Origin of the sequence: Bradyrhizobium sp. Bra64, from assembly GCF_024519875.1 — a bacterium.
GTDB lineage: Bacteria > Pseudomonadota > Alphaproteobacteria > Rhizobiales > Xanthobacteraceae > Bradyrhizobium > Bradyrhizobium japonicum_G.
Genome location: NZ_JALJRD010000006.1, coordinates 282,848 through 304,560, shown reverse-complemented (window position 1 = coordinate 304,560; position 21,713 = coordinate 282,848). Strand labels below are relative to the sequence as shown.

The window sequence follows — 21,713 nt, the reverse complement described above, 5'->3', positions numbered from 1 at the left end:
CGACACTGCCGTGGGCTGAATGATTGGATGATGGGAGGCGTCGCCGGGCCCGCTTCGCCAGCTCGGCGGCAAGCTAATCGATCTCCGCCTTGGTCTTCAGTCCGGGCAGCACGGTGCGAACGTGCTCGGCCAGCGTTGTCGCCAACAAGGACGGCTTGGCCTCCGAGAATTCCAGCGCGATGCCGATCGTCGGAAGCAGAGGCAATCCGGCCGACACGACGTGAAGATCGAACGGAACGGCGGTTCGCGTCAGGACGCTGATCGCGTGACCGGACCGCGCGATCGCGATCAAGCCGGCGAGACTGTTGCTTGCGTAAGCGACCCTGTAACGTCGGTTGACCGCGTTCATCGCGGCGCAGGCTGCGCGGTAGTCCAGGCTCATCGGCGCCGCCAGGGCCAGAGGCAGGACGTCTTGCGTCAGTATTTTCGGTTCGGCCTCGTTCGCCACCCAGACGAAGCGCTCCTGGCGGATCACATCGCTCGCGCCGGCATCAGACAGCGAGACCAGCGCCATGTCGATCTGGCGCCGCGCCAGCATGGGGCGCAGCTCGGACGTCGGGGCGCAGACCATGCGCAGCTCGACATTGGGATGGAGCGCGCAGAACCCCTTCAGCAGCGCCGGCAGGAAGGCGATCGAGTAGTCCTCCGGGCAGCCCAGGCTCAACGCTCCCTTGAGGCCCTCACCGCTCATGTCGGCCAGAATCTCATCGTGCTGCGCCAGCAGCGTCTCGGCGTGTGCGAGCAGTTTCTCGCCGGCCGCGGTCAACCTCATTCCTGACCCGCTGCGGTGAAACAGCGGTTGCGTGATCGTCTCTTCCAGCCGTTGCATTTGCATGCTGAGCGCGGATTGCGTCCGGCCGATCTGCAAGGCGGCCAGACTGATGGAGCCGACACGGGCCACGACGACGAAATTTCGCAGGAGTGTGAGATCCAGCATCGGTATCAGTCTGATTGATATCCAGCTTGAATAATATCAATTAGCCTGAAGTCAAATGATTGACTAGAGGTCTGACATTCCAAGCGGAGGTGGCCTGTCATGACCTTGAACGCCGATCCCGATTTCTGGGCTTCCGCCAACACGCATCTGACCCGCTACGGCCCGAGCTTCGAACCCGTCATTATCGAGCGGGCGGCCGGCAGTTTCGTGTACGACGCCGACGGACGCGCCATCCTCGATTTCACGTCGGGTCAGATGAGCGCCGTGCTGGGGCACACGCACCCCGATATCGTCGCCACCGTCGCGCGGCAAATGGGTGCGGTCGCTCATCTCTTCAGCGGCATGCTCTCGCGCCCGGTGGTGATGTTGGCCGAGCGTCTCGCCGCGCTTGCTCCCGGCCTCGACCGCGTGCAGTTGCTGACGACAGGTGCGGAAGCCAACGAAGCGGCGATCCGAATGGCGAAGCTGGTCACCGGCAGGCACGAGATCGTTGCCTTCGCGCAAAGCTGGCACGGCATGACCGGCGCTGCGGCATCGGCGACCTACAGCGCGGGCCGGCGCGGGTACGGGCCGGCTGCGGTTGGATCGTTCGTCATTCCCGCGCCGAACGCTTATCGGCCACGTTTCAAGACCGCCGATGGCAGCAACGACTGGCAGACCGAGTTGGACGATGCGTTCGCGTTGATCGACAGCCAGTCGACCGGCAATCTGGCGGCCTTCATCGCCGAGCCGATCCTGTCCAGCGGCGGCATTCTGGAACTGCCGCTCGGCTATCTCGCCGCACTGAAGCGAAAATGCGAACAGCGCGGGATGCTGCTGATCCTCGACGAGGCCCAGACCGGAATTGGCCGCACCGGGCACATGTTCGCCTTCGAGCGCGACGGCGTGGTGCCGGACATTCTCACGCTGTCGAAGACGCTCGGTGCCGGCCTGCCGCTCGCCGCCGTCATGACGACCCAGGCCATCGAGCAGGCCGCATTTGAGCGCGGCTTTCTGTTCTACACCACGCATGTCTCCGATCCGCTGCCCGCCGCGGTCGGCGTGACGGTCCTCGACGTCGTCGAGCGCGACGGGCTGGTCGCGCAGGCGACCGCCAGGGGCGACAGGCTCCGACAGGGATTGCTGTCGCTGCAACAAAGGTTCGAATGCGTCGGCGACGTCAGGGGCCGCGGGCTTCTGCTCGGTCTTGAAATCGTCGTCGACCGGCAGTCGAAGGCGCCGGGCTTCGAACTCGGCGCGCGGATCATGGAGGAAGCCATGCGTCGTGGTCTCAGCATGAATATCGTCAAGCTGCCCAGCATGGGCGGCGTCTTCCGCATCGCGCCGCCGCTCACGGTGTCCGAGGCCGAAATCGATCGCGGTCTTGAGATCATGTCGGAGGCGATCCAGGCCGCAGCGAACGGGCACTGATCGCCGGGAAGCCTGAACAGATGCAACTCGCCAGGACATATGGCCGTCCGACGCTGTTCTCGCGGCACGGCATGGTCGCTGCCGCGCATCCGCTTGCGGCGCAGGCTGGTGCACGGCTCCTGATCCAGGGCGGCAATGCTTTCGATGCGGCCGTTGCCACCGCGGCCGCCCTCAATGTGGTCGAACCGTTCATGTCCGGACTTGCCGGGTTTGGATTGGCAACGATCTGGGCGTCAGACGAGAAGCGCGTTCGCGTGCTCGACTTCACGCCGCCGATGCCCGCGAGCTTTCCGGTTGGAAGATACACCAGCCGCCTCGATCTCGAGCGCGGCCCGCAGGCGGCCTCAACGCCTGGAAATCTCGCGGGCTGGTGTGAACTGCTCTCGCGCTATGGCCGCAAATCGCTTCCCGACGTCCTGGCCCCGGCGATCACGCTGGCGCACGACGGCTTTGCTCTTTCGGATTTCGGTCGCGATGAGATCAACGAGCAAGTGCCGCTGCTCGAGCCTTGGCCGGAACTATACGGTGCGTTGGTCAAAAACTACCTGCCGTACGGCATGCCGGTGAAGCTCGGCACCATCATCCCTCAGCCTGAACTCGCGCGAACGCTTGCCGAGATCTCCGAACTGGGGCCGGAGCATCTGTATGGCGGCAAGCTCGGCCGACGGATCATAGATCATCTCGGCACGCTCGGCGGCAGCCTGACGCTGGCCGATTTCGTTTCCGTCAAGCCGCATTGGCTCGATCCCCTGACCGTGTCGTATCGAGGGCTTGAGCTTCACGTCCCGGCGTCGCAATGCGGCGGCTTCCAATTGGCCCTGACCCTCAAGATTCTTGAAGGTTACGACCTTGGGCGCCTGCCGAAGGACGGCGCGGATCATCTCGACACGGTCTATCGTGCGATCCGTCTTGCAGCCGGCGAGCGCATCACACACGGTCATATGGGGCTGGATCAATCTGACGTCTTGTCCGACGCGGTGATCGCGCGGCTCCGGCAGCGCGTCAGCGACGGCCGGCCGATCACCGGTCCGACCGAGCAGTGGATGCCGCAGGATCGTGCCGACCCCGGGCACACCACCTCGTTCTCGATCGCAGACGCCGAGGGCAATCTGATCTGCATCACGCAAAGTCTAGGCAGCCCGTTCGGCAGCGGCGTCGTGGTGCCGGGGACCGGCGTTTGCCTCAACAACCACCTCCATTGGGCCGATGTGCAGCCGGGAAGCCCCAACCTGGCCAAGCCAGGCGACGCATTGCCGGTGACCCTGGCGCCATCGCTTGCGACGCGGAGCAACCGTCCGGTGCTCGCGCTTGGTACGCCCGGCAGCTACGGCATCCCGCAAACCCAGGCTCAGGCTTTCGTGCAGTATGTCGAGTTCGGCCTTCCGCTGCAGCAGGCTATCGAGGCGCCGCGTGCGCGGCTTTGGGATGGCCGCTTGATTCAAGCAGAGAACCGCATCGCGCCGGAAACGATCGCCGACCTGAAACGCCGCGGCCACGAGATCGAGATCCTGGACACCGGGTGGACCATGCTCTGCGGCGGCATGCAGGCCATCGCGCTCGATCCGGAAACCGGAGTGATGACGGGTGCCGCCGATCCGAGGCGGGACGGGTACGTCGTCGCCCTGTGAACGGGCCGCCGACCCGCGACAACTCGGGTGGCCCCCGTCACGCGCCGCGCCGCCTCCCGGCGAGGTGGGTCGACACTCCGCCGCGCGATCCTGGTGGTTGATTTGAAACAATGATGATCGCGAGCACAAAGTGCTAGGCTCAGCACGTGTTCGAATCCGAGGACCCCATGGGACGACTGCTCAATATCGTGACGCCGCTGCATACTGCGACCAAGCGCGACTACATGGCCCGCATGAACGACGACAAGATCGCCTGCTCGCTGAAGGCGCGGGAATACGAGGCCGATTATTGGGATGGCGACCGCCGCTTCGGCTATGGCGGCTACCGCTTCATCGAAGGGCGCTGGGCGCCGGTCGCCAAGGCGCTGATCGAGACCTATGGTCTGAAGGACGGCTCCAGCGTGCTCGACGTCGGCTGCGGCAAGGGCTTCCTGCTGTACGAGATGCAGAAGATCCTGCCGGGCCTGAAGGTCGCCGGCTTCGACATCTCGAAGCACGGTCTCGAAAATGCGCACGAGCAGGTGAAGCCGTACCTCTTCAGCCATCGCGCCCAGGACGTCTATCCCTATGGCGACGACAGTTTCGACCTCGTTATCTCGCTCGGCACCCTGCACAATCTCCGGCTCTATGAGCTCGATGTGGCGGTCAAGGAGATCGAGCGGGTCGGCAAGAACAAATACATCATGGTCGAGGCCTACCGGAACGTCGCCGAATTGCACAACCTCGAATGCTGGGCGCTGACGGCGGAGTCCATCCTGCACACATCGGAATGGGTCTGGTTGTACGAAAAGCTCGGCTACACCGGCGATTACGAATTCATCTATTTCGAGTGACCGGGCGCTCTGATGGACATCAAGACTGCCAAGGCTGCGATTCTGGTCGAATCGGGCAAGCCGCTGATCGTCGACGAGTTCACCTTGCCTGATACGCTCGAGCACGGCCAGGTGCTTGCGCACGTGCACACCTCGAGCATCTGCGGGGCACAGATCAACGAGATCGACGCCGTCAAGGGCGCAGACAGGTTCCTGCCGCACCTGCTGGGGCACGAAGCGCTGGCGACCATCGTCGAAACCGGGCCCGGCGTCGTCTCCTGCAAGCAGGGCGACACCGTCGTCATGCATTGGCGGCCGGGCAAGGGCGTCCAGTCCAATACGCCGGTCTATTCCTGGCGCGGCAGACGCCTCAACGCGGGCTGGATCACCACCTTCAACGAATATGCCGTGGTGTCGGAGAATCGCGTCACGCCCGTTCCCGCCTCGATCGATCGCAGCAGCGCGCCGCTGCTCGGCTGCGCGGTGACGACCGCACTCGGTGTCGTCAACAACGACGCGCAGATCGCCATCGGCGAAGCCGTCGTCGTGTTCGGCGTCGGCGGCGTCGGGTTGAACATCGTGCAGTTTGCAGCGATGGTCGGCGCCTGTCCTGTGGTCGCGATCGACCGCCTCGACAACAAGCTCGAGATGGCGAGGCAGTTCGGCGCCACCCACACCATCAACTCCGACGCGGCAACGGATCTGGCCGCCGAGATACGCGCCATCACCGGAGCCGACGGACCCGACAAGGTGATCGAGACCACCGGCGTCAGGAATTTGATCGAGCGCGCCTACGAGGTCACCGCGAAGAAGGGCCGCTGCATCCTTGTCGGGGTTCCCCGCGAGAAGGTCGAAATCTACACGCTGCCGCTGCACTTCGAGAAAGTGCTGAAGGGCTCGGAAGGCGGGCAATGCCAGCCGGCGCGCGATATCCCGCGTCTCGTTCGCCTCGACGAGGCCGGCAAGGTCAGTTACCGCGGGATCGTGACCGACGCGTTCGCGCTCGATGACATCAATGACGCGCTGGATTTGATGCGCAGCGGCAAATCGGGGCGGATCCTTCTGAACATCAGCTGACCGCTCACGGCTGGCGGCGCCGCACGCAAGTTCAGCTGTAATCTGCTTCACACGCAAAACGCGCCCGATAAGGCTAGATGAAACAGGCCGTGCCTCCGCGCGGCCCGTTCGGAGCTGGCGATGATGGCTGCACTGGCAAAGGCAATATCCCGCGCGACGAGAACCAGCGTTGATGTCGAAACCCTGAAAGTCCTCGTGATCTTCTCGGGCGCGGGCTTGCTGCTCTCTCTCGTGGCCGCAATGATCTACGGACAGGCTGTCAACGCCGCCTTGTTTTGAGCGCGCGGTAGACCGCGTCGGCGCCGGGCGGGCCGGGAATCATCGAAGATGAACCCGCGCGCGGCGGGTGCTCCCCCGTCCTCCGCCTGCCCTCGCTCGCTTCCAGCGTTCGGGGGAACTCTCACCCCCCATTGGGCGCATGGCGAGGCTGCGAGCCATGACGGTTCTCGGCGGCCGTAACCGGCGGTTAACCATGGATATTTACGGTGTAGCAAGCCTCTGAGCTTGTGGCGGTCAGTTGATTTCGAGTCCAACCCTATGGCGTTCGGTAGAAGCGCATCTCCGCGAAGCATCGCCCCGACGGAGCCTGCGGCTTCGTGGGAAGCTCCGCGGGCTGCGACGGGCAAGCCCGACAGCGATGGTCCTGCGCTGATCAGGGGATCGCTGACCGTCTCCGGGGCGCTCTCCTTCCTGCGCGAGAATGTCCGCCGCATCCTGACGCTGGCGCTGGCGCTGTTCGCCCTGGGCGTGCTCGTTCTGATGGTTGTTCCGGTTCGATATGCCGCGACGGCGCTGGTCGTGGTCGATCCCCGCGAGCTGCGCGTGACCTCGGATCAGGACGTGCTGCCGGGTATCGGCCAGGATGCGGCGGCGCTTCAGAGCCAGATCGAGATCGCCAAATCGGACGGCTTTCTCCGGCCCCTGATCGAGAAGCTCAAGATCGCGGACGACGAGGACATCGCGGGCGGTCATACCGACATGACCCGTCTGCTCGAAAAATTCCGCAGCCGCCTCGAGATATCCCGCCGCGGGCTCACTTATGTCATCGCCATCTCCTTCACCTCGAACAGTGCGGATCGGGCGGCGTATTACGCCAATGCCATCGCCGATGCGTTCGCCGCGAGCCAGGGTCGCGTCCGCACCGATGCCACGGACGAGGCGGCCGACTGGCTCAAGGACCGGCTGAAGGCGCTGAACGAGCGCCTGCGCGCATCGGAAGACGCGGTCGCGGCCTTCCGCCTCGAGCACAAGATCCTCAATGCCGGCAAGGATTCCACCACCCAGCAATTGCGGGTGACGGATATCAATCAGCAGGTCTCCGCCGCCCGCGCGCGCACCGAGGAAGCCAAGGCGCGTTACGAGCAGGTGCAGCGCGATCTCAAGGCCAATGTCGAAGGTCCCGTGAAGCAGGACCTTCTGAGCATGCTGCGCGCGCAGCGCTCGACCCTGAACGACCAGATTGCGCAGAAGAAAGCGGTCTACGGCGACCGCCACCCCGATCTTGCGATCTCCTACAGCCAGCTTGCCGACATCAACCGGCAGATCGAGGTCGAGCGGAAGAAGAACATCGACACGGCGAAGTCCGAATACGAGTCGCAGCTCGAGCAGCAGAACGCGCTGGAAAAGCAGCTCAAGGCGGTCGAGACCCAGATGCTGGTCGACGGCCAGGCGCTGGTGAAGCTGCAGGAGTTGCAGCGCGACGCCGATGCCAACAAGAACATCTACGAGCAGTTCCTGTCGCGGTTCAAGACCACCAACGAGCAGCGTCAGCTGCAGAGCTCGCAGACCAAGGTCGCGTCGCCCGCGATTCCGCCGCTGCGCTCGACGCGTCCACCGCTCGCTTTGCTGCTCGCCGCCCTCGCGATCGGCTCGCTCCTGACCTCGACCGCCGCCGTTGCGGCGATGGGAAGCATGCCTGACCGGGCCGCGCCTGCGGAGGCTCCTGTTCAAAGGCCTGTGGGCGCGGAAGCGATCAACGTGCCCCATCGGCAAGCTCCGCCTGCGGCACCGGTCACGCGCCAGCCCGAGGCGATGCCGAATCTCCCGGTCTGGGCGCGCATTCCCGATCTGGCGTCTGGCGCCGCTCCCAATACCGTCTGGCAAAGACCCGTCGCGGCCACGGCCGAGCTCGATCTCGGCGCTTATCTGCGTCCGCTTCTTGAGAGAATCGATCGCACGCCGGTGCGCGGCTGCAAGGTCGCCCTCGTGCTGTCGGTCGGCAAGAGCGCCGGCGGCAACACCGTTGCGCGCTCGCTGAACCGCGCGGCCGTCAATCGCGGCATGATGAGCGTGCTGATCCGGCTGCAGCCGGAATTCGCCGGCGCCCAGCCTCCCGTCACCGAATGGCAGGATGGATCCACCACCGCGGGACTTCAGTCGATCGACGAGCTCTTGAGTGCCGGCCGCAAGGCCGATGCGAGGCCGGAGGACGACATTCGCTCGGAATTCGATCTCATCATCGTCCATGCGGGCAATCTCGCCTTGCAGCCGGACGCCATCGCGCTGGCCGCGCATGCCGATCTGATCATCCCGGTGGTTCGCGCCGGCGAGCTCGGTTCGGCGGCGATGCGGCGGGTGACCGCGGCGCTGTCGAGATACAACAATGTGCCGACCGGTCTCGTCGTCAATCATGCGCCCGCGGGCACGGCGGCGCCTTATCCCGAGGGCGGCGCATTGAGCCGGGCGGTGTGACGGTGACGCCGCCGCGCCGTCGCCTGTTCGTCGCCGCGATCTTGCTGTCGATCTCGCCAGGCCCACCGGCGCTGGCTGACAATTGTGTGCCTGTGCCGCAGACGGTCGCGCCGGACAGGCTTGCCGCACTGTCGCGCGGTTTCAATGCCGACGGCTGGATCAACGGGCCGGGATCCGCAGCCCCCAGCCGCGAGTTGCTGCTGCAGCTTCGCAAGGCGGGAATGAGCCATGTCCGGCTGCCGGTGTCCGCCGAGCGCGTGATGCTTCGCTTCGCATCGAAGGCGGAACGCGACGAGACGCTGCGGGCGCTCGACGGCGCATTGAAGCAGCTCATGGCGCTCGGCTATTCCACCTCCGTCGATCTCCATCCCGGCGACCGCTTCAATCGCCTGCACAAGGACGATCCGGACGCGGCGTTGCGCGAGATGGAGGAGGCATGGAGCGGTCTGGCCGAGATCATTCGCGCCTATCCGGCCGATCGCGTCTTCGCCGAGTTGCTCAATGAGCCCGATGTCGAAGCCGACCGGTGGCAAAAGGAGGTCGAAGCGCTCGCCGCCTTCGTGCGCCGATTGCTCCCTGCCACCACACTGGTTGTCGGTCCGGTCAACTGGCAGCGCGCGGACTCGCTTCCGCAATTCCGCCCGTTGCCGGATCCGAACGTCGTCTACGCCATCCACTTCTATGATCCCATGGTGTTCACCCATCAGGGTCACTGGGATGCACAGGATCCACTGCACGACATCATCGATCTGCCTTATCCGATCAACGCCGGTGATCCCAAAGTCCAGGCACTCCGCCGGGATTTGCAGGACAGGGGCGCGACCAAGGCGCTCGGCATGCTCGACACCGCGATTGCGGTTGCCAGGGACAAGCCTGATGTCGATCGCTGGCTCGCGCCTGCCGTCGCGTGGCAGCAGCAGTTTTCGCGGCCGATCATCGTCAACGAGTTCGGCGTGCTGAAAGCAGGCGCCCCGCGGGACAGCCGGGTGCGCTGGCTGGCGGCGGTGACCGCCTATGCCAGGGAGCACTGCTGGGGCTGGACGCATTGGGAGCTGCAACAGGGATTCGGCCTCGTCGACAACAGCACGGGCAGGCCCGATCCCGGCGTGATGCGCGCGTTGCTGGGCGCGACCAGACCGGCCAGGCGCTGACCCTTATCGTTAACGAATCCTTACACATCCCGCCGCTATCGTGGCCCCGCGCTACGCCAAAGGACGACGCCATGGTTGGCGGGACCTCACCGCAATATCAGACCGTGCAGGCTGGCTCTGCCGAGCCTTCGCCGCTGCGCGAGTTGATCCCGACGTTCTGCATCGCCGTGGCGGCGATCGGCTTTGTTCCGATACTGCACGTCGCGAGCCCTGTGCTGTCCCTGACCGTCGAAATCCTCGTCGCGATCGCCATCGTCCTTGCGGTTCCGACCTACGCGCCGGCCGTCGCGATCTTCGTCCTGTTCTTCCAGAACCTGTTCGTCTCGATCCTGTCGCCGCTGGTGTCGATCCCGTCCGAGCTCGACTTCATCAAGGGCTATAATTTCCTCGTCTGTTCCGTGATGTGGCTGACGACGTTCGGCCTCTATGTGTTCGGCCGGAGGAACCAGTCGGTCGAGACCAACCGGATCATGCTCTGGGGTGTCGTCACCCTCGCGGTGGTGGCGCTGTATTTCGCGATCGGCTTCGTCCAAGACGGGCAACCGGCGTCGGTCTATTTGCGCAACATCGTGCTGCCGCTGTTCCTGTTTCAGCTCTCATTGCTGACGGCGTCGACCTTCGAGGTCCGCGCCACGCCGTTCCTTGTGACGCTCGCGGTCATTCTCATCATCTGTGGCTATGTCGAGTTTGCGTTCCGCGATTTCTGGCTGGTCGTCACCAATGGCTACACGTTCTGGGGCTTCGACGAGCTCAAGGCGACCCATTCGGGCGTCTGGGAAGCGCAGATGCGCGCCACCGGAAACGTGCCCGTCGACCTCAAGGATCGCTTCAGCTTCGATTTCCTGAACACGCCGCTGCTCGAAGGCTTCGGCCTGTCCAAGATCCTGCGCATCCACGGGCCGAACATGAGCGCGATCAGCTTCGGCTACGGCATCGCCTTTTTCGCGCTGTTCCTGTTCTCGGTGGGGCGTCCGTTCCTGGCCCTCGCTGCGTTGCCTCTCCTGATCGTCTGCAGCGTCAAGGGCGCGCTCATCACGCTGGTGTTCGTGATCGCGGCCTGGATCTCGACCCGTCTGCTCGGTGCGGTGGTGACGCTGGTGCTCGGCTTGCTCGGCCTGATGGTGTTCGCGCTCGTCGCGATCCGTGTCGGCTTGCAGATCGGCGACTACCACGTCATCGGCCTCATGGGCGGCCTCAACGGATTTCTCGCGAAGCCGTTTGGCCGCGGTCTCGGCATCGGCGGCAACCTGTCGGACAGCTATTTCTCGATCGACTGGAGCGCCGCGCAGGCTGCCGGGACGATCGACGGCGCGGTCGAGAGCGCGATCGGCGTGCTGATCTACCAGATGGGCATTGCCGCGCTGGTGCCGCTCGGCTTCTATTTCGCCATGGCGCTCAAGGCGTGGCGCCTCTACGCCTCCTCAGGATATCTGACGCAGGGCCTCGCCGGCTTCGGCGTCATGGTCGTGCTGCTCAACGGCCTGTTCCAGGAAGAGGCCCTGTTCGCGCCGCCGGCGCTGGGCCTCATGCTCTCGCTCACCGGACTCGTGATCGGAAGCCAGATCAGGATGCGGGCGGCCGCCGGACAGGATGCCGAGTCTTCGTCGGATCGCTCCATTCCGCGTCCCGTCACCGCCACCCCAGCGCGGGCGCGACATGCGTGAGGATCGCCTCGATCGCATGCGCGCAGTAGTCCACGCCTAGCTGGTTCGGGATCGTCAGCAGCAGCGTATCGGCCTCGGCGATTGCCTCGTCCTGCCGCAACTGCTCGATCAGCGCATCCGGCTCCGCGGCATAGGAGCGGCCGAAGATCGCGCGCGTGCGCGGGTCGATGAAGCCGATCTGGTCCTCGCCGCCGCGCTCCCCGCCGAAATAGGCGCGGTCGCGATCGTTCATCAGCGCGAAGATGCTGCGGCTGACGGATACGCGCGGCTCGCGGCTATGGCCGGCCTCCTTCCACGCGGCGCGATAGGCGCGGATCTGGGCGGCCTGCTGCAGGTGAAATGCCTCGCCGGTCTCGTCGTTCTTCAGCGTCGAGCTCTGCAAATTCATGCCGTGCTGCGCGGCCCACACCGCTGTCGCGTTCGAGCCGGCGCCCCACCAGATTCGGTCGCGCAGGCCTTGCGCATGCGGCTCGAGGCGCAGCAGCCCCGGCGGGTTCGGAAACATCGGCTGCGGATTGGGTTTTGCAAAACCCTCGCCGCGCAGGATGTCGAGAAAGACCTCGGCGTGGCGCCGGCCCATGTCGGCGTCGCTCTCGCCCTCGGCCGGCTGGTAACCGAAATAGCGCCAGCCATCGATCACCTGCTCGGGCGAGCCGCGGCTGATGCCGAGCTGCAGCCGCCCGCCGGCGATGAGATCGGCGGAGCCTGCATCCTCCGCCATGTAGAGCGGGTTCTCGTAGCGCATGTCGATCACGGCGGTGCCGATCTCGATCGTGCTGGTTTTCGCGCCGACGGCCGCGAGCAGAGGAAAGGGCGAGGCCAGCTGGCGCGCGAAATGATGCACGCGGAAATAGGCGCCGTCGGCGCCGAGCTGTTCGGCTGCGACGGCAAGCTCGATCGATTGCAGCAGCGTGTCCCCGGCCGAGCGGGTCTGCGACTGCGGCGAGGGCGTCCAGTGTCCGAAGGACAGGAATCCGATCTTCTTCATGGAGGTAATCTATGAATGATGAGGAGGCGGGCGTCTTCTGACATTCGGTTGAAACCGAAGGTGTGGTCAGGAAAATCCACAGGCGCCCGATGATGCCATCCTGCCCCTGTTTTGCCCGACGGGTCAACCGCTCCACAACAGCGCCTAAGCTATTGATCCCGCTCATGCCGGCTACTGTGCATGGGGTTGTTTTCGATGTTTTTATTGTGCGGGCCGCGAACGCCAGGGGCGCCATGATGATTTGTCACGGTGACGACGCAGCCCGCGAGGGCAACAATCGGCCGGGGCGGCCGTTTGGGCATTTCGCCCGAGACCTTGAGCGGCGCTCGCTTATTCCCAGCCCATTTTCAGGAGGCGCACATGCAGGTTTATAATGTGGTCAGGTTCAAGGTGAAGCTTGGCGAGGAAACCGCCTTCCTCGACGCGCATCGGAACGGCAAGGCCAAATGGCCAGGCCTCGAGCACGGAATCATCATCAAGACCGGCGAGCAGACCTTCTGCCTCATCGGCACATGGTCCAGTCAGGACGCGCTGGTCGAGGCGCGGTCCGCGATGATCAAGACCCTCGACAGTTTCAGGTCCGTGCTCGAGGACCAGGGCAACGGACGCGGTGTAACGGATGCCGTGTCGGGGCCGGTCGTGCTCGATCTCTAGAAGGTGATGCGGCGCGCGGTCACTTCATCACCCGCAGGCCCTTGGTCGTGAACCGCTGCGTCTTGCCGCCGGGGCGGACGGGCCGCCTCGTGCCGGCGGCCTTGCCGGTGCCGGGCGGCTGGTGCGCGGGAACGAGCTGGTCGGGGCGGGAGCCGATCAGATCGGCGCGGCCCATCTCCTTCAGCGCCTCGCGCAGCACCGGCCAATTGTCGGGGTCGTGATAGCGCAGGAAGGCCTTGTGCAGGCGGCGCTGGCGCAGGCCCTTGATCGCCTCGACCTTGTCGCTGCCGCCGCGCCGCACGCCGCGCAGCGGATTGACGCCGGTGTGGTACATCGCGGTTGCGGTCGCCATCGGCGAGGGCAGGAAGGTCTGCACCTGATCGGCGCGATAGCGGTTCTTCTTGAGCCACAGCGCGAGGTTCATCATGTCCTCGTCGGTCGTGCCCGGATGCGCCGCGATGAAATAGGGGATCAGGTAGTATTTCTTGCCGGCCTGCTCGGCGGCGGCATCGAACATCCGCTTGAACTGGTTGTAGGCGCCGATGCCCGGCTTCATCATCTTGTCGAGCGGGCCGCGCTCGGTATGCTCCGGCGCGATCTTCAGATAACCGCCGACGTGATGGGTGACGAGCTCCTTGATGTATTCGGGGCTCTCGACCGCGAGGTCGTAGCGCACGCCGGAGGCGACCATCACCTTCTTGATGCCCTTGGTCTCGCGCACCTTGCGATAGAGCCGGATCAGATCGTCATGCGAGGTGTTGAGGTTCGGACAGATCTCCGGGAAGACGCAGGACGGCCGCCGGCACGCCGCCTCGACCCTCGGATCCTTGCACGCCATCCGGTACATGTTGGCGGTGGGACCGCCGATGTCGGAGATCACGCCGGTGAAGCCCGGCGTCTTGTCGCGGATCAGTTCGATCTCGCGCAGGATCGAGCCTTCCGAGCGGTTCTGGATGATGCGGCCCTCATGCTCGGTGATCGAGCAGAAGGTGCAGCCGCCAAAGCAGCCGCGCATGATCGTCACCGAGAACTTGATCATGTCCCAGGCGGGGATTTTTGCCTCGCCATAGGACGGATGCGGCGCGCGCGCATAGGGGAGGTCGTAGACCGCGTCCATCTCGTCGCTGGTGAGCGGGATCGGCGGCGGGTTCAGCCAGAGATCGCGGTCGCCGTGACGCTGCACCAGCGGCCGCGCATTGCCGGGATTGCTCTCCCGGTGCAGCACGCGCGAGGCGCGCGCATAGGCTTCCTTGTCCTGCTCGACCTGCTCCAGCGCCGGCAGCCGGATCACGGTCAAGCCTTTCGTCCGCGATGCGCCCTCGTCGGCGGAATCGAGATCGTCGGCGTGCAGCTCCGCATAATCCTCGGGCACGCGGCGGAACAGCGCGACGCCCCTGATGTCGTCGAGCGCGCGCGGCGCTTCGCCGGCGGCAAGCCGCTGCGCCACCTCGACCACGGCACGCTCGGCATTGCCGTAGAGCAGGAGGTCGGCCTTGGCGTCGGCCAGCACCGAGCGGCGCACCTTGTCCGACCAGTAGTCGTAATGCGCGATCCGGCGCAGCGAGGCCTCGATGCCGCCGAGCACGATCGGCACGTCCTTGAACGCCTCGCGGCAGCGCTGGGCGTAGACAACGGTGCAGCGGTCCGGCCGCTTGCCGCCTTCGCCGCCGGCCGTATAGGCATCATCGCTGCGTATGCGGCGGTCCGCGGTGTAGCGGTTCACCATGGAATCCATGTTGCCGCCGGTGACGCCGAAGAACACCTTTGGCTTGCCGAGCACCTTGAACGGTTCGGCCGAATGCCAGTCGGGCTGGGAGATGATGCCGACCCGAAAGCCCTGTGCCTCCAGCAGACGGCCGATGATGGCCATGCCGAAGCTCGGATGGTCGACGTAGGCGTCCCCGGTCACCAGCACGATGTCGCAGGCATCCCAGCCGAGCGCATCCATCTCGGCGCGGCTCATCGGCAGGAACGGCGCCGGCTTGCGCGGGCGCGCCTGCGCCATCAGGGGCTTTTCGGCGGTCATGATCTGGGTGTCCATGCGCTTACGCATAGGACTCCGGCGCCGCGAATACAACCGATCGATGGGCTGTCTTCGCCGATTCCGGTTCCCGCGTGGCGCGCAATTCGGCAACGCCAACCGCGCGCGGGAGCGGCGTTGCCGGACTGTGACACGGTCCACATACGGCCGATACGCGTCGCGTCATCCTCCCCTCAGTTTCGAGGGAGAGATCCATGCTTTTTCTGGTCGACGCACTGCTGATCCTGGCGATGATGTTTTTCCTGCTACTGCCGATCACCGATCGCAGGACGGTGCGGATGAGGCTCTGCATGGTCTGCGCGCTGCTGGCGGTGTTCTCGGTCTCCGTCACCCGCACGCCAATTGTGCCGGCGTTGCTCGCGAGCATTGTCTCGCCGCCCGGAGCACTGCGAGCGCCGCATATGCAGCCCTCATGGGATATGCGCGTGCTCCATGGGCAGGGGAACAGCTGAAGGCGGTCATGAGCCCCGCTGCTGGTTCCGCCGGAAGCATCGTGGTTCAATCGCAGGAACCAACCGTCTCCGCGAACATTCTGATGGAGGGTTTGCGCCGGGCCGGCCTGCGCGCGCTCGCGTCCGGGCCGGGATTCCTCGATGTTCGCCCTCTGGCGATGGGGGAGCTGTGAGCACAGTCATAGAGAACTTGCTGTTGCGAAAGCAGAAACTCGTGGAGCAGCTCGCGAAGGCGCCGTCGGTCGAGGATCGCGACAAGATCGAGCACCAGCTCGAACAGATCAACACCGCGCTGGATTTTCTGGACAGGCCGGGCTCGAAGGAGCCGCGCTAGAGCACGATCCGGAAAGGTGCGAAGCGGTTTTCCGAAAAGATCATGCTCAAACAAGAACCTAGAGCGCGTTGACGATTCATCCAATCTCATCGTGCTTTAGAAGCGTTCAATCGACCTGCAGCGCCTTTGCATAGACCACGCCCGAATTGGTGATGTGCGTGGTCATCAGCGCTGCGAAGGCGCCGAACTCGCCGCGCGCGAACAGATCGAGCAGCCTTCGATGCTCGTCGAAGGACGTGCGCGTGCGCACGTCGATCGGCGAAGTCAGGTTGGTGCGAAGCGCGGCGACACGGCTGGAGGCAAGCTGATAGGATTCGGCGAGATAGCGGTTGCCGCAATGGGCGAACAGTGCCTCGTGAAAGGCGGCATCGGCGCGGCCGTAGGCGATGTTGTCCCTGGCCGCAATCGCCGGCTCCATCGATGCGATCGCCTCGCTCATCGTCGTGATCGCGCCGTCACGGTCGTGGCGGAAGGCGAGCTCGGCGGCCTTGGGCTCCAGCGCGATGCGGAAGGTGCAGAGCGCGGTGATGTCCTCGGCGCTCGGCGTGAACACGAAGCTGCCGACCTGCGGCCGGATCACGACGAGGCCCTGCGCCTGCAGCTGGCCCATCGCCTCGCGCACCGGGGTGCGGCTGACCCCGAAGGAATTTGCCACCATCTCCTCGGAGATCGCGGCGCCGAGCGCGAGCTCGCCGTCGATGATGGCCTGGCGCAGCCGCTGCATCACCCGCTGCGACAGCGATTTCGGCACATCGAGCTTCAGCGATCGCATCGGCTTTCTCAGATCACCTTGCCGGGATTGAGCAGATGATCCGGATCGAGCGCGGCCTTCAGCGTCCGCATCAGCGCGATCTCGGCATCGCTGCGGGCATGACCCAGCCACTTCTTCTTCAGCGTGCCGATGCCGTGCTCGGCGGAAACGCTGCCGCCAAGCTCGCGCACGAGATCGTAGATGATCGCGTCCATCTCCTCCTTCGGCTGCTGCTCGACGGCAAGGCCGGTCACCCAGGAGACGAGATGCAGATTGCCGTCGCCGATATGGCCGTAATAGACGCTCTCGCAGCCCTTGATGCCTTTCGCGAGCGCGGCCTTGCAACGCGTCACGAACTCGTCCATCCGCGCCACCGCAAGGCCGATGTCGTAGGAGATGTGCGGGCCCAGCACCTGGCCGAATTCGGCGCAGATGTCGCGCACGCGCCAGAAGCTTTGCGTCTGCGCCAGCGATTGGGCCACGGCGGCATCGGCGAGCAGCCCGCGCTCCATCAGCTCTTCGAGCCAGGCCTGGAAACGCGGCGCATCCAGGCTTTCGTCGGTGCCCTGCGCTTCGACCAGCACGTAGAGGCCATGCCCTGCGGCGACCGGCGGCTTGACGCCGGCGCGATTCGTGATCACGTCCCAGTAATCCGGCCACATCACCTCGAACGCCGACAGCAGCGGGCCGAGCCCGCTTCGCGCGGCGCCGAGCAGCGCGATCACCGCGGCATAGTCCTTCAGCGCGCACAGCGCGGCCATGGTCGAGCGCGGTTTCGGGAACAGCCGCAGCACCACGCGGGTGATGATGCCGAGTGTGCCTTCCGAGCCGATGAACAGATGCTTCAAATCGTAGCCGGCATTGTTCTTCATCAGCTTGTTGAGGCTGGTGATGATGGTGCCGTCAGGCAGCACCACTTCGAGTCCGAGCACCAGCTCACGCGTCATGCCGTATCGGATCACGCGATTGCCGCCGGCATTGGTCGAGAGATTGCCGCCGATCGCGCAGGAGCCGCGCGAACCGAGGTCGAGCGGAAAGAAGAAGCCGGCCTCGTCGGCCGCCTGCTGAATCGTCTGAAGCGGCGTGCCGGCTTTCACCGTCATCGTCGCCGACGCCTGATCGATCTCCTCGATGCCGCTCATGCGCTCCAGCGAGATCGCGACCCAGCCTGCTTCCGGCGAGGCACCGCGGCACAGCCCGGTCAATCCGCCCTGCGGCACGAACGGCAGCTGCGCCTTCCGGCAGGTCGCAATCGCGTCGGCAACGCCTTGGGCGTCGACCGGGCGGATCACCGCGAGCGGGGTTTGCGGCAGGCTCGCGCTCCAGTCGTTGCAATTGCGCGCGGGCACGTCGGCGCCGACAAGCACGGCAGCCGCGCCGAGCCTGTCGCGCAAGGCGCCAAGCAATTGGTCGGGACGCTCGATCGGGGTCACCATGTTCATGTGAGACCTCCCCTTGGAATTGGTCGCGTCCAGGGCGCGCCGCGACAGCGGAAAAGGATTTGCGTCTTCCTTGTATGTAAGGTACAAGATGGAAAGTAAAGCAAAATCAAGACTCGGGAAGCTTCCGAAGATCGTTGGCGATCAGAGGCTTGGTCCGGGGCGCAGCAAAAGGCAGTGAGATGGCGGCGGAGGCAATTCGCGGGTTCTGGGTGGCGTCGGCGACGCCGCTGGCGACGGACGGCAGCGTGGACTCCGCCAAGCTCGCGGCCCACGCCAAGCAACTCTTCGGCAAGGGCGTCGACGGTGTCGTGCTGTTCGGCACGACCGGCGAGGGCACCTCGTTCAATGTCGCCGAGCGCGTCGCGACCATCGAAGCCGTGCTCAAGGCCGGCGTCGCGCCTGACCGCATCGGCATCGGCGGCGGATTTCCCGCCATCACCGACAGCATCGCGCTGACGCGTGCCGTGCTCGGCCTCGGCCTGCGTCACGTGCTGTATCTGCCGCCTTATTTCGACCGCAGCGTCACGCCCGAGGGCATCGAGGATGCCTTTGCAGCGATCCTCGACGGCGTCGCCGACGATCGCCTGCGCGCCTTGCTCTATCATATCCCGCAGGTCTCGGGCGTTGCGATCCCGACCAGCGTGGCTGCCAGTCTGCGCAGGCGCTACGGCAAGGTCGTTGCGGGTCTGAAGGACTCAAGCGGCGACTTCAAGCAATTCCAGGCGTTCCGCGCCGCCGCGCCGGAGCTCGCCATTACCGTCGGCAACGAAGCCGACATTGCCCGCGCGATCGCTGCCGGCGGCGCCGGCACCATCTGCGGCATGGCCAATGTCGCGCCGGAGCTGGTCAAGGGCATGGTCGACGGCAAGGATGTCGAAGCGCGGATGCAGGCTGCGGTCGACGTCGTGCTGAAGACGCCGTCGTTCCTCGTGACGCTGAAGGCCATCCTGGCGGCACAGACCGGTGATGCTGCGTGGTTGCGCGTGCGCCCGCCGCTCCGTGCCTTGTCCGACGGAACCGCGTTCAAGCGGCAGCTCGACGAGCTGATCACTCCCGCCATCGTGTGAGATCGCGCAACACCGCAACACCGCAACACCGTGACACGTTGCCACGAATTCGCGTGCAGCGTGTCGCGGTCGCGACAGCGTCAATCAGTGAGTGACGTTCGGCGCTGCTCTACGCTTAGAACGATTCAACACTAGAGCTATTCAAGCCCGACTACGGTTCTCTTTGATCGCCGCGACTGTTAGACGCGCCAGCTTCTGCGTCTGACTTGGAAGTGAATCGAAAGTGCGTGTCTCTGTGGATGGCCAGCGCGTCAGCGGCCGTCGTCATCGTGCCGGCGAGAGCCGCGCGGGTCTTCTCATCGGCGCAGCCGTGCTGCTCGCCGAATTTCCCTCCGGCACGGCGACCGCGCAGGCGCAATCGGCACTGCCGCCGGTGACGGTGGAAGCGCCGGCGCCGCGGCCGAAAGCGGCGCGCCCATCGGACCAGTCTCCGCGCCGCGCTCAAAGCGTCGCGCGCCAGCGGAGCCGGAACGCCGCTACACCCGCAGCGCCGACGCTCTCGGAGCGCGCCGCCGCCGAGGCCGCCACGCAACAGGCCGCCAAGGTTGGTTATCGCGCGATGCCGAGTTCGACGACGCTGCGCAGCGGCGCCTCGCCGCTCGACACCTCGCAGACCGTCAACGTCGTGCCTGCGCAAGTGCTGAAGGACCAGTTGCCGCGCAACATCGACGATGCGCTGGTCAATATCAGCGGCATCGCCCAGACCAATACGCTCGCCGGCACCCAGGACGCGGTGATCCGCCGTGGCTTCGGCGACAATCGCGACGGCTCGATCATGCGCAACGGCATGCCGCTGGTGCAGGGGCGCAGCCTCAATGCCGCGGTCGAGAGCGTGGAAGTGCTGAAGGGACCGGCTTCGCTGCTCTACGGCATCATGGATCCCGGCGGTATCGTCAACACCATCAGCAAGCGTCCGGAGCTCTACCAGCACGGCTCGGTCACATTGCTCGGCTCGACCTTCGCGAACAACCGCAGCGGCGCCGACGGCACGCTCGACATTACCGGTCCGATCGGCGACGGCGGTCTCGCCTATCGCTTCATCGGCTACGGCGTCAGCGAAGACTATTGGCGCAACTTCGGCCGCCACAGGGAAATGCTGGTGAACCCGTCGCTGGCCTGGTACGGCGACACCACGACGGTCCAGCTCACCTATGAGCACCGCGAATTCATCTATCCATTCGATCGCGGCACTGCCTTCGTCAAGGGCGCTCCGCTGGCGATCCCGAAGACGCGCCGGCTCGACGAACCCTTCAACAACATGTGGGGCACTTCCGACCTGGTGCAGGCCTCGGTCGAGCAGAAGCTGGACGACAATTGGAAGGTCACGGCGGCCTACAGCTACAACACCGAGACCTTCAGCGCCAACCAGCTTCGTATCACCGGCGTCAACGCCACCACCGGCGTCGAGACCCGCAGCAATGACGGTACGCGCAATTCGCTGAGCAACGCCAGCTACGGCACCTCCTATCTTCAGGGCGACGTCTGGATGGGCGGCTTCCGCAACGAGATCCTGTTCGGGGGCGAGGCGCTGTATCGCACGATCGATCGCCACGATTTGATCCGGCAAGCGACCCCGAGCTTCAATTTCTACAACCCGGTCTACGGGCTGATCGTGCCGGGCACGACCGTTTCGGCAACCGATAGCGAACAGACCGACAAGCTCGGCACCCGCGGCTTCTTCGCCCAGGACACGTTCCATCTGACCAACTGGCTCTCCGTGGTCGGAGGTGTGCGCTGGATGGAATACGAGCAGCTCGCAGGGAAAGGCCGGCCTCTCTTCGTCACGAACACTAATCTGGCGGGCGACAAGGTACTGCCGCTCGGCGGCGTCGTCTTCAAGCTGAACGATCAGCTTTCGTATTACGTGAGTTATACGCAGTCGTTGAAGCCGACATCGGTCATCGCGGCGTTCACCACCGGCTTTGTCGTCGATTCCACCATCGCGCCAGAAGAGGGCACGCAGTGGGAGACTGGTTTGAAGTTCGACGTCAGCAAGCGGCTGTCTGGCACATTGGCGTTCTACGATATCCAGAAGAAGAACGTGCTGGTGCTGGACGATATCGGCAACGGCAAATCGGCGGCGCGCACATCCGGCGCAGCCAGGTCGCGCGGCATCGAACTGGACGTGACCGGCAAGTTGAGCGATCAATGGAGTCTGATCGGAAGCTACGGCTATACCGACGCACGCTTGATCAACGATCCCGTCGTCGGCAATGCGAAGCTGTTCAACGCCGCAATGAACACGGCTTCGCTCTATCTCGTCTACGATTTCGGCGACGCGCTCCCCGGCCGTCTGCGGCTCGGCGGCGGTGCGCATTATGTCGGCGACAGGCCGGGCGATTCCGCCAACACGTTCGTCATGCCGGCCTATACCGTCGCGGACGTCTTTGCGACCTACGACACCAAGATCGACAAGCTGCCGGTGACCTATCAGTTCAACGTCAAGAACCTGTTCGACAAGCTCTATTATACGTCCAGCACCGGGAACGCCCTGAACGTTGCAGTCGGCGATGCCCGCCGCTTCTCGCTGTCGGCGACGGTGAAGTTTTAGGGATGGTCGCGCGGTGCGCCCATGCCGATTTGTGGATCGTGCCGATCATGGAGATCGGGAGCG

At 64.9% G+C, this 21,713-nt stretch carries 19 protein-coding genes; 14 read left to right on the top strand and 5 right to left on the bottom strand.

Features of this window, described 5'->3' with window-relative positions; all coding sequences use genetic code 11:
• Positions 1-73: 73 nt before the first annotated feature.
• Positions 74-937 carry a LysR family transcriptional regulator gene (locus tag NR187_RS20325; protein ID WP_256807367.1) on the bottom strand — a complete coding sequence of 288 codons (864 nt, stop codon included), beginning with the start codon at positions 935-937 and terminating at the stop codon, positions 74-76.
• A gap of 99 nt (positions 938-1,036) precedes the next feature.
• Here NR187_RS20325 and NR187_RS20320 point away from each other — a divergent pair, with 99 nt between their 5' ends.
• From NR187_RS20320 to NR187_RS20285, 8 genes are all read left to right on the top strand, one after another.
• Complete coding sequence (locus NR187_RS20320) at positions 1,037-2,347, top strand: aspartate aminotransferase family protein (protein ID WP_256807366.1); 1,311 nt, start codon at positions 1,037-1,039, stop codon at positions 2,345-2,347.
• Positions 2,348-2,418: 71 nt separating this feature from the next.
• Positions 2,419-3,975 (top strand): gamma-glutamyltransferase family protein, encoded by a 1,557-nt coding sequence (locus tag NR187_RS20315; RefSeq protein ID WP_256807365.1) that lies wholly within the window; start codon positions 2,419-2,421, stop codon positions 3,973-3,975.
• Positions 3,976-4,142: 167 nt separating this feature from the next.
• Positions 4,143-4,808: a class I SAM-dependent methyltransferase gene (locus NR187_RS20310; RefSeq protein WP_249128785.1), complete on the top strand. Its 666-nt coding sequence runs from the start codon at positions 4,143-4,145 to the stop codon at positions 4,806-4,808.
• Between the two features lie 12 nt (positions 4,809-4,820).
• Positions 4,821-5,864 (top strand): zinc-binding dehydrogenase, encoded by a 1,044-nt coding sequence (locus tag NR187_RS20305; protein WP_256807364.1) that lies wholly within the window; start codon positions 4,821-4,823, stop codon positions 5,862-5,864.
• A 120-nt stretch (positions 5,865-5,984) separates the two neighbouring features.
• Positions 5,985-6,143, top strand: a complete 159-nt coding sequence (locus NR187_RS20300; RefSeq protein ID WP_211381066.1) for a hypothetical protein — start codon at positions 5,985-5,987, stop codon at positions 6,141-6,143.
• Positions 6,144-6,401: 258 nt separating this feature from the next.
• On the top strand, positions 6,402-8,555 hold the full coding sequence (locus tag NR187_RS20295; RefSeq protein ID WP_256807363.1) for a GumC family protein: 2,154 nt from the start codon (positions 6,402-6,404) through the stop codon (positions 8,553-8,555).
• Positions 8,552-9,706, top strand: coding sequence for a cellulase family glycosylhydrolase (locus NR187_RS20290; protein WP_256807362.1), 1,155 nt, complete (start codon positions 8,552-8,554; stop codon positions 9,704-9,706). The genes NR187_RS20295 and NR187_RS20290 overlap by 4 nt, the downstream gene beginning before the upstream one ends.
• 71 nt (positions 9,707-9,777) lie before the next feature.
• Positions 9,778-11,370 (top strand): hypothetical protein, encoded by a 1,593-nt coding sequence (locus NR187_RS20285; protein ID WP_256807361.1) that lies wholly within the window; start codon positions 9,778-9,780, stop codon positions 11,368-11,370.
• Here NR187_RS20285 and NR187_RS20280 read toward each other — a convergent pair.
• Positions 11,336-12,358, bottom strand: coding sequence for an LLM class flavin-dependent oxidoreductase (locus NR187_RS20280; protein WP_256807360.1), 1,023 nt, complete (start codon positions 12,356-12,358; stop codon positions 11,336-11,338). The genes NR187_RS20285 and NR187_RS20280 overlap by 35 nt on opposite strands.
• A 360-nt stretch (positions 12,359-12,718) precedes the next feature.
• On the opposite strand from NR187_RS20280, the gene NR187_RS20275 reads away from it, so the two are divergent.
• A complete protein-coding gene (locus NR187_RS20275) occupies positions 12,719-13,012 on the top strand; it encodes a DUF718 domain-containing protein (RefSeq protein WP_211381068.1) in 294 nt (97 codons plus the stop codon).
• Between the two features lie 19 nt (positions 13,013-13,031).
• Here NR187_RS20275 and NR187_RS20270 read toward each other — a convergent pair whose 3' ends face one another.
• On the bottom strand, positions 13,032-15,053 hold the full coding sequence (locus NR187_RS20270; protein ID WP_256807391.1) for a YgiQ family radical SAM protein: 2,022 nt from the start codon (positions 15,051-15,053) through the stop codon (positions 13,032-13,034).
• Between the two features lie 194 nt (positions 15,054-15,247).
• Between NR187_RS20270 and NR187_RS20265 the strand changes: the two genes are divergently transcribed.
• Genes NR187_RS20265 through NR187_RS20255 form a run of 3 tightly spaced genes read left to right on the top strand, consistent with a single transcriptional unit; the run spans position 15,248 to position 15,839 of the window.
• Positions 15,248-15,505: a hypothetical protein gene (locus tag NR187_RS20265; protein ID WP_211381069.1), complete on the top strand. Its 258-nt coding sequence runs from the start codon at positions 15,248-15,250 to the stop codon at positions 15,503-15,505.
• A gap of 8 nt (positions 15,506-15,513) precedes the next feature.
• Positions 15,514-15,678 (top strand): hypothetical protein, encoded by a 165-nt coding sequence (locus tag NR187_RS20260; protein ID WP_211381070.1) that lies wholly within the window; start codon positions 15,514-15,516, stop codon positions 15,676-15,678.
• Positions 15,679-15,701: 23 nt separating this feature from the next.
• Positions 15,702-15,839 carry a hypothetical protein gene (locus tag NR187_RS20255; protein WP_256807359.1) on the top strand — a complete coding sequence of 46 codons (138 nt, stop codon included), beginning with the start codon at positions 15,702-15,704 and terminating at the stop codon, positions 15,837-15,839.
• Between the two features lie 106 nt (positions 15,840-15,945).
• Here the strand turns inward: NR187_RS20255 and NR187_RS20250 are convergent, their stop codons facing one another.
• Entirely contained in the window at positions 15,946-16,611 is a 666-nt protein-coding gene (locus NR187_RS20250) for a GntR family transcriptional regulator (RefSeq protein ID WP_256807358.1), read from the bottom strand.
• Positions 16,612-16,619: 8 nt separating this feature from the next.
• Complete coding sequence (locus tag NR187_RS20245; protein WP_256807357.1) at positions 16,620-18,032, bottom strand: FAD-binding oxidoreductase; 1,413 nt, start codon at positions 18,030-18,032, stop codon at positions 16,620-16,622.
• 179 nt (positions 18,033-18,211) lie between these two features.
• On the opposite strand from NR187_RS20245, the gene NR187_RS20240 reads away from it, so the two are divergent.
• Entirely contained in the window at positions 18,212-19,099 is an 888-nt protein-coding gene (locus tag NR187_RS20240; RefSeq protein WP_256807356.1) for a dihydrodipicolinate synthase family protein, read from the top strand.
• Between the two features lie 223 nt (positions 19,100-19,322).
• Entirely contained in the window at positions 19,323-21,650 is a 2,328-nt protein-coding gene (locus NR187_RS20235) for a TonB-dependent siderophore receptor (protein ID WP_256807355.1), read from the top strand.
• The last annotated feature ends 63 nt before the right edge of the window (positions 21,651-21,713 follow it).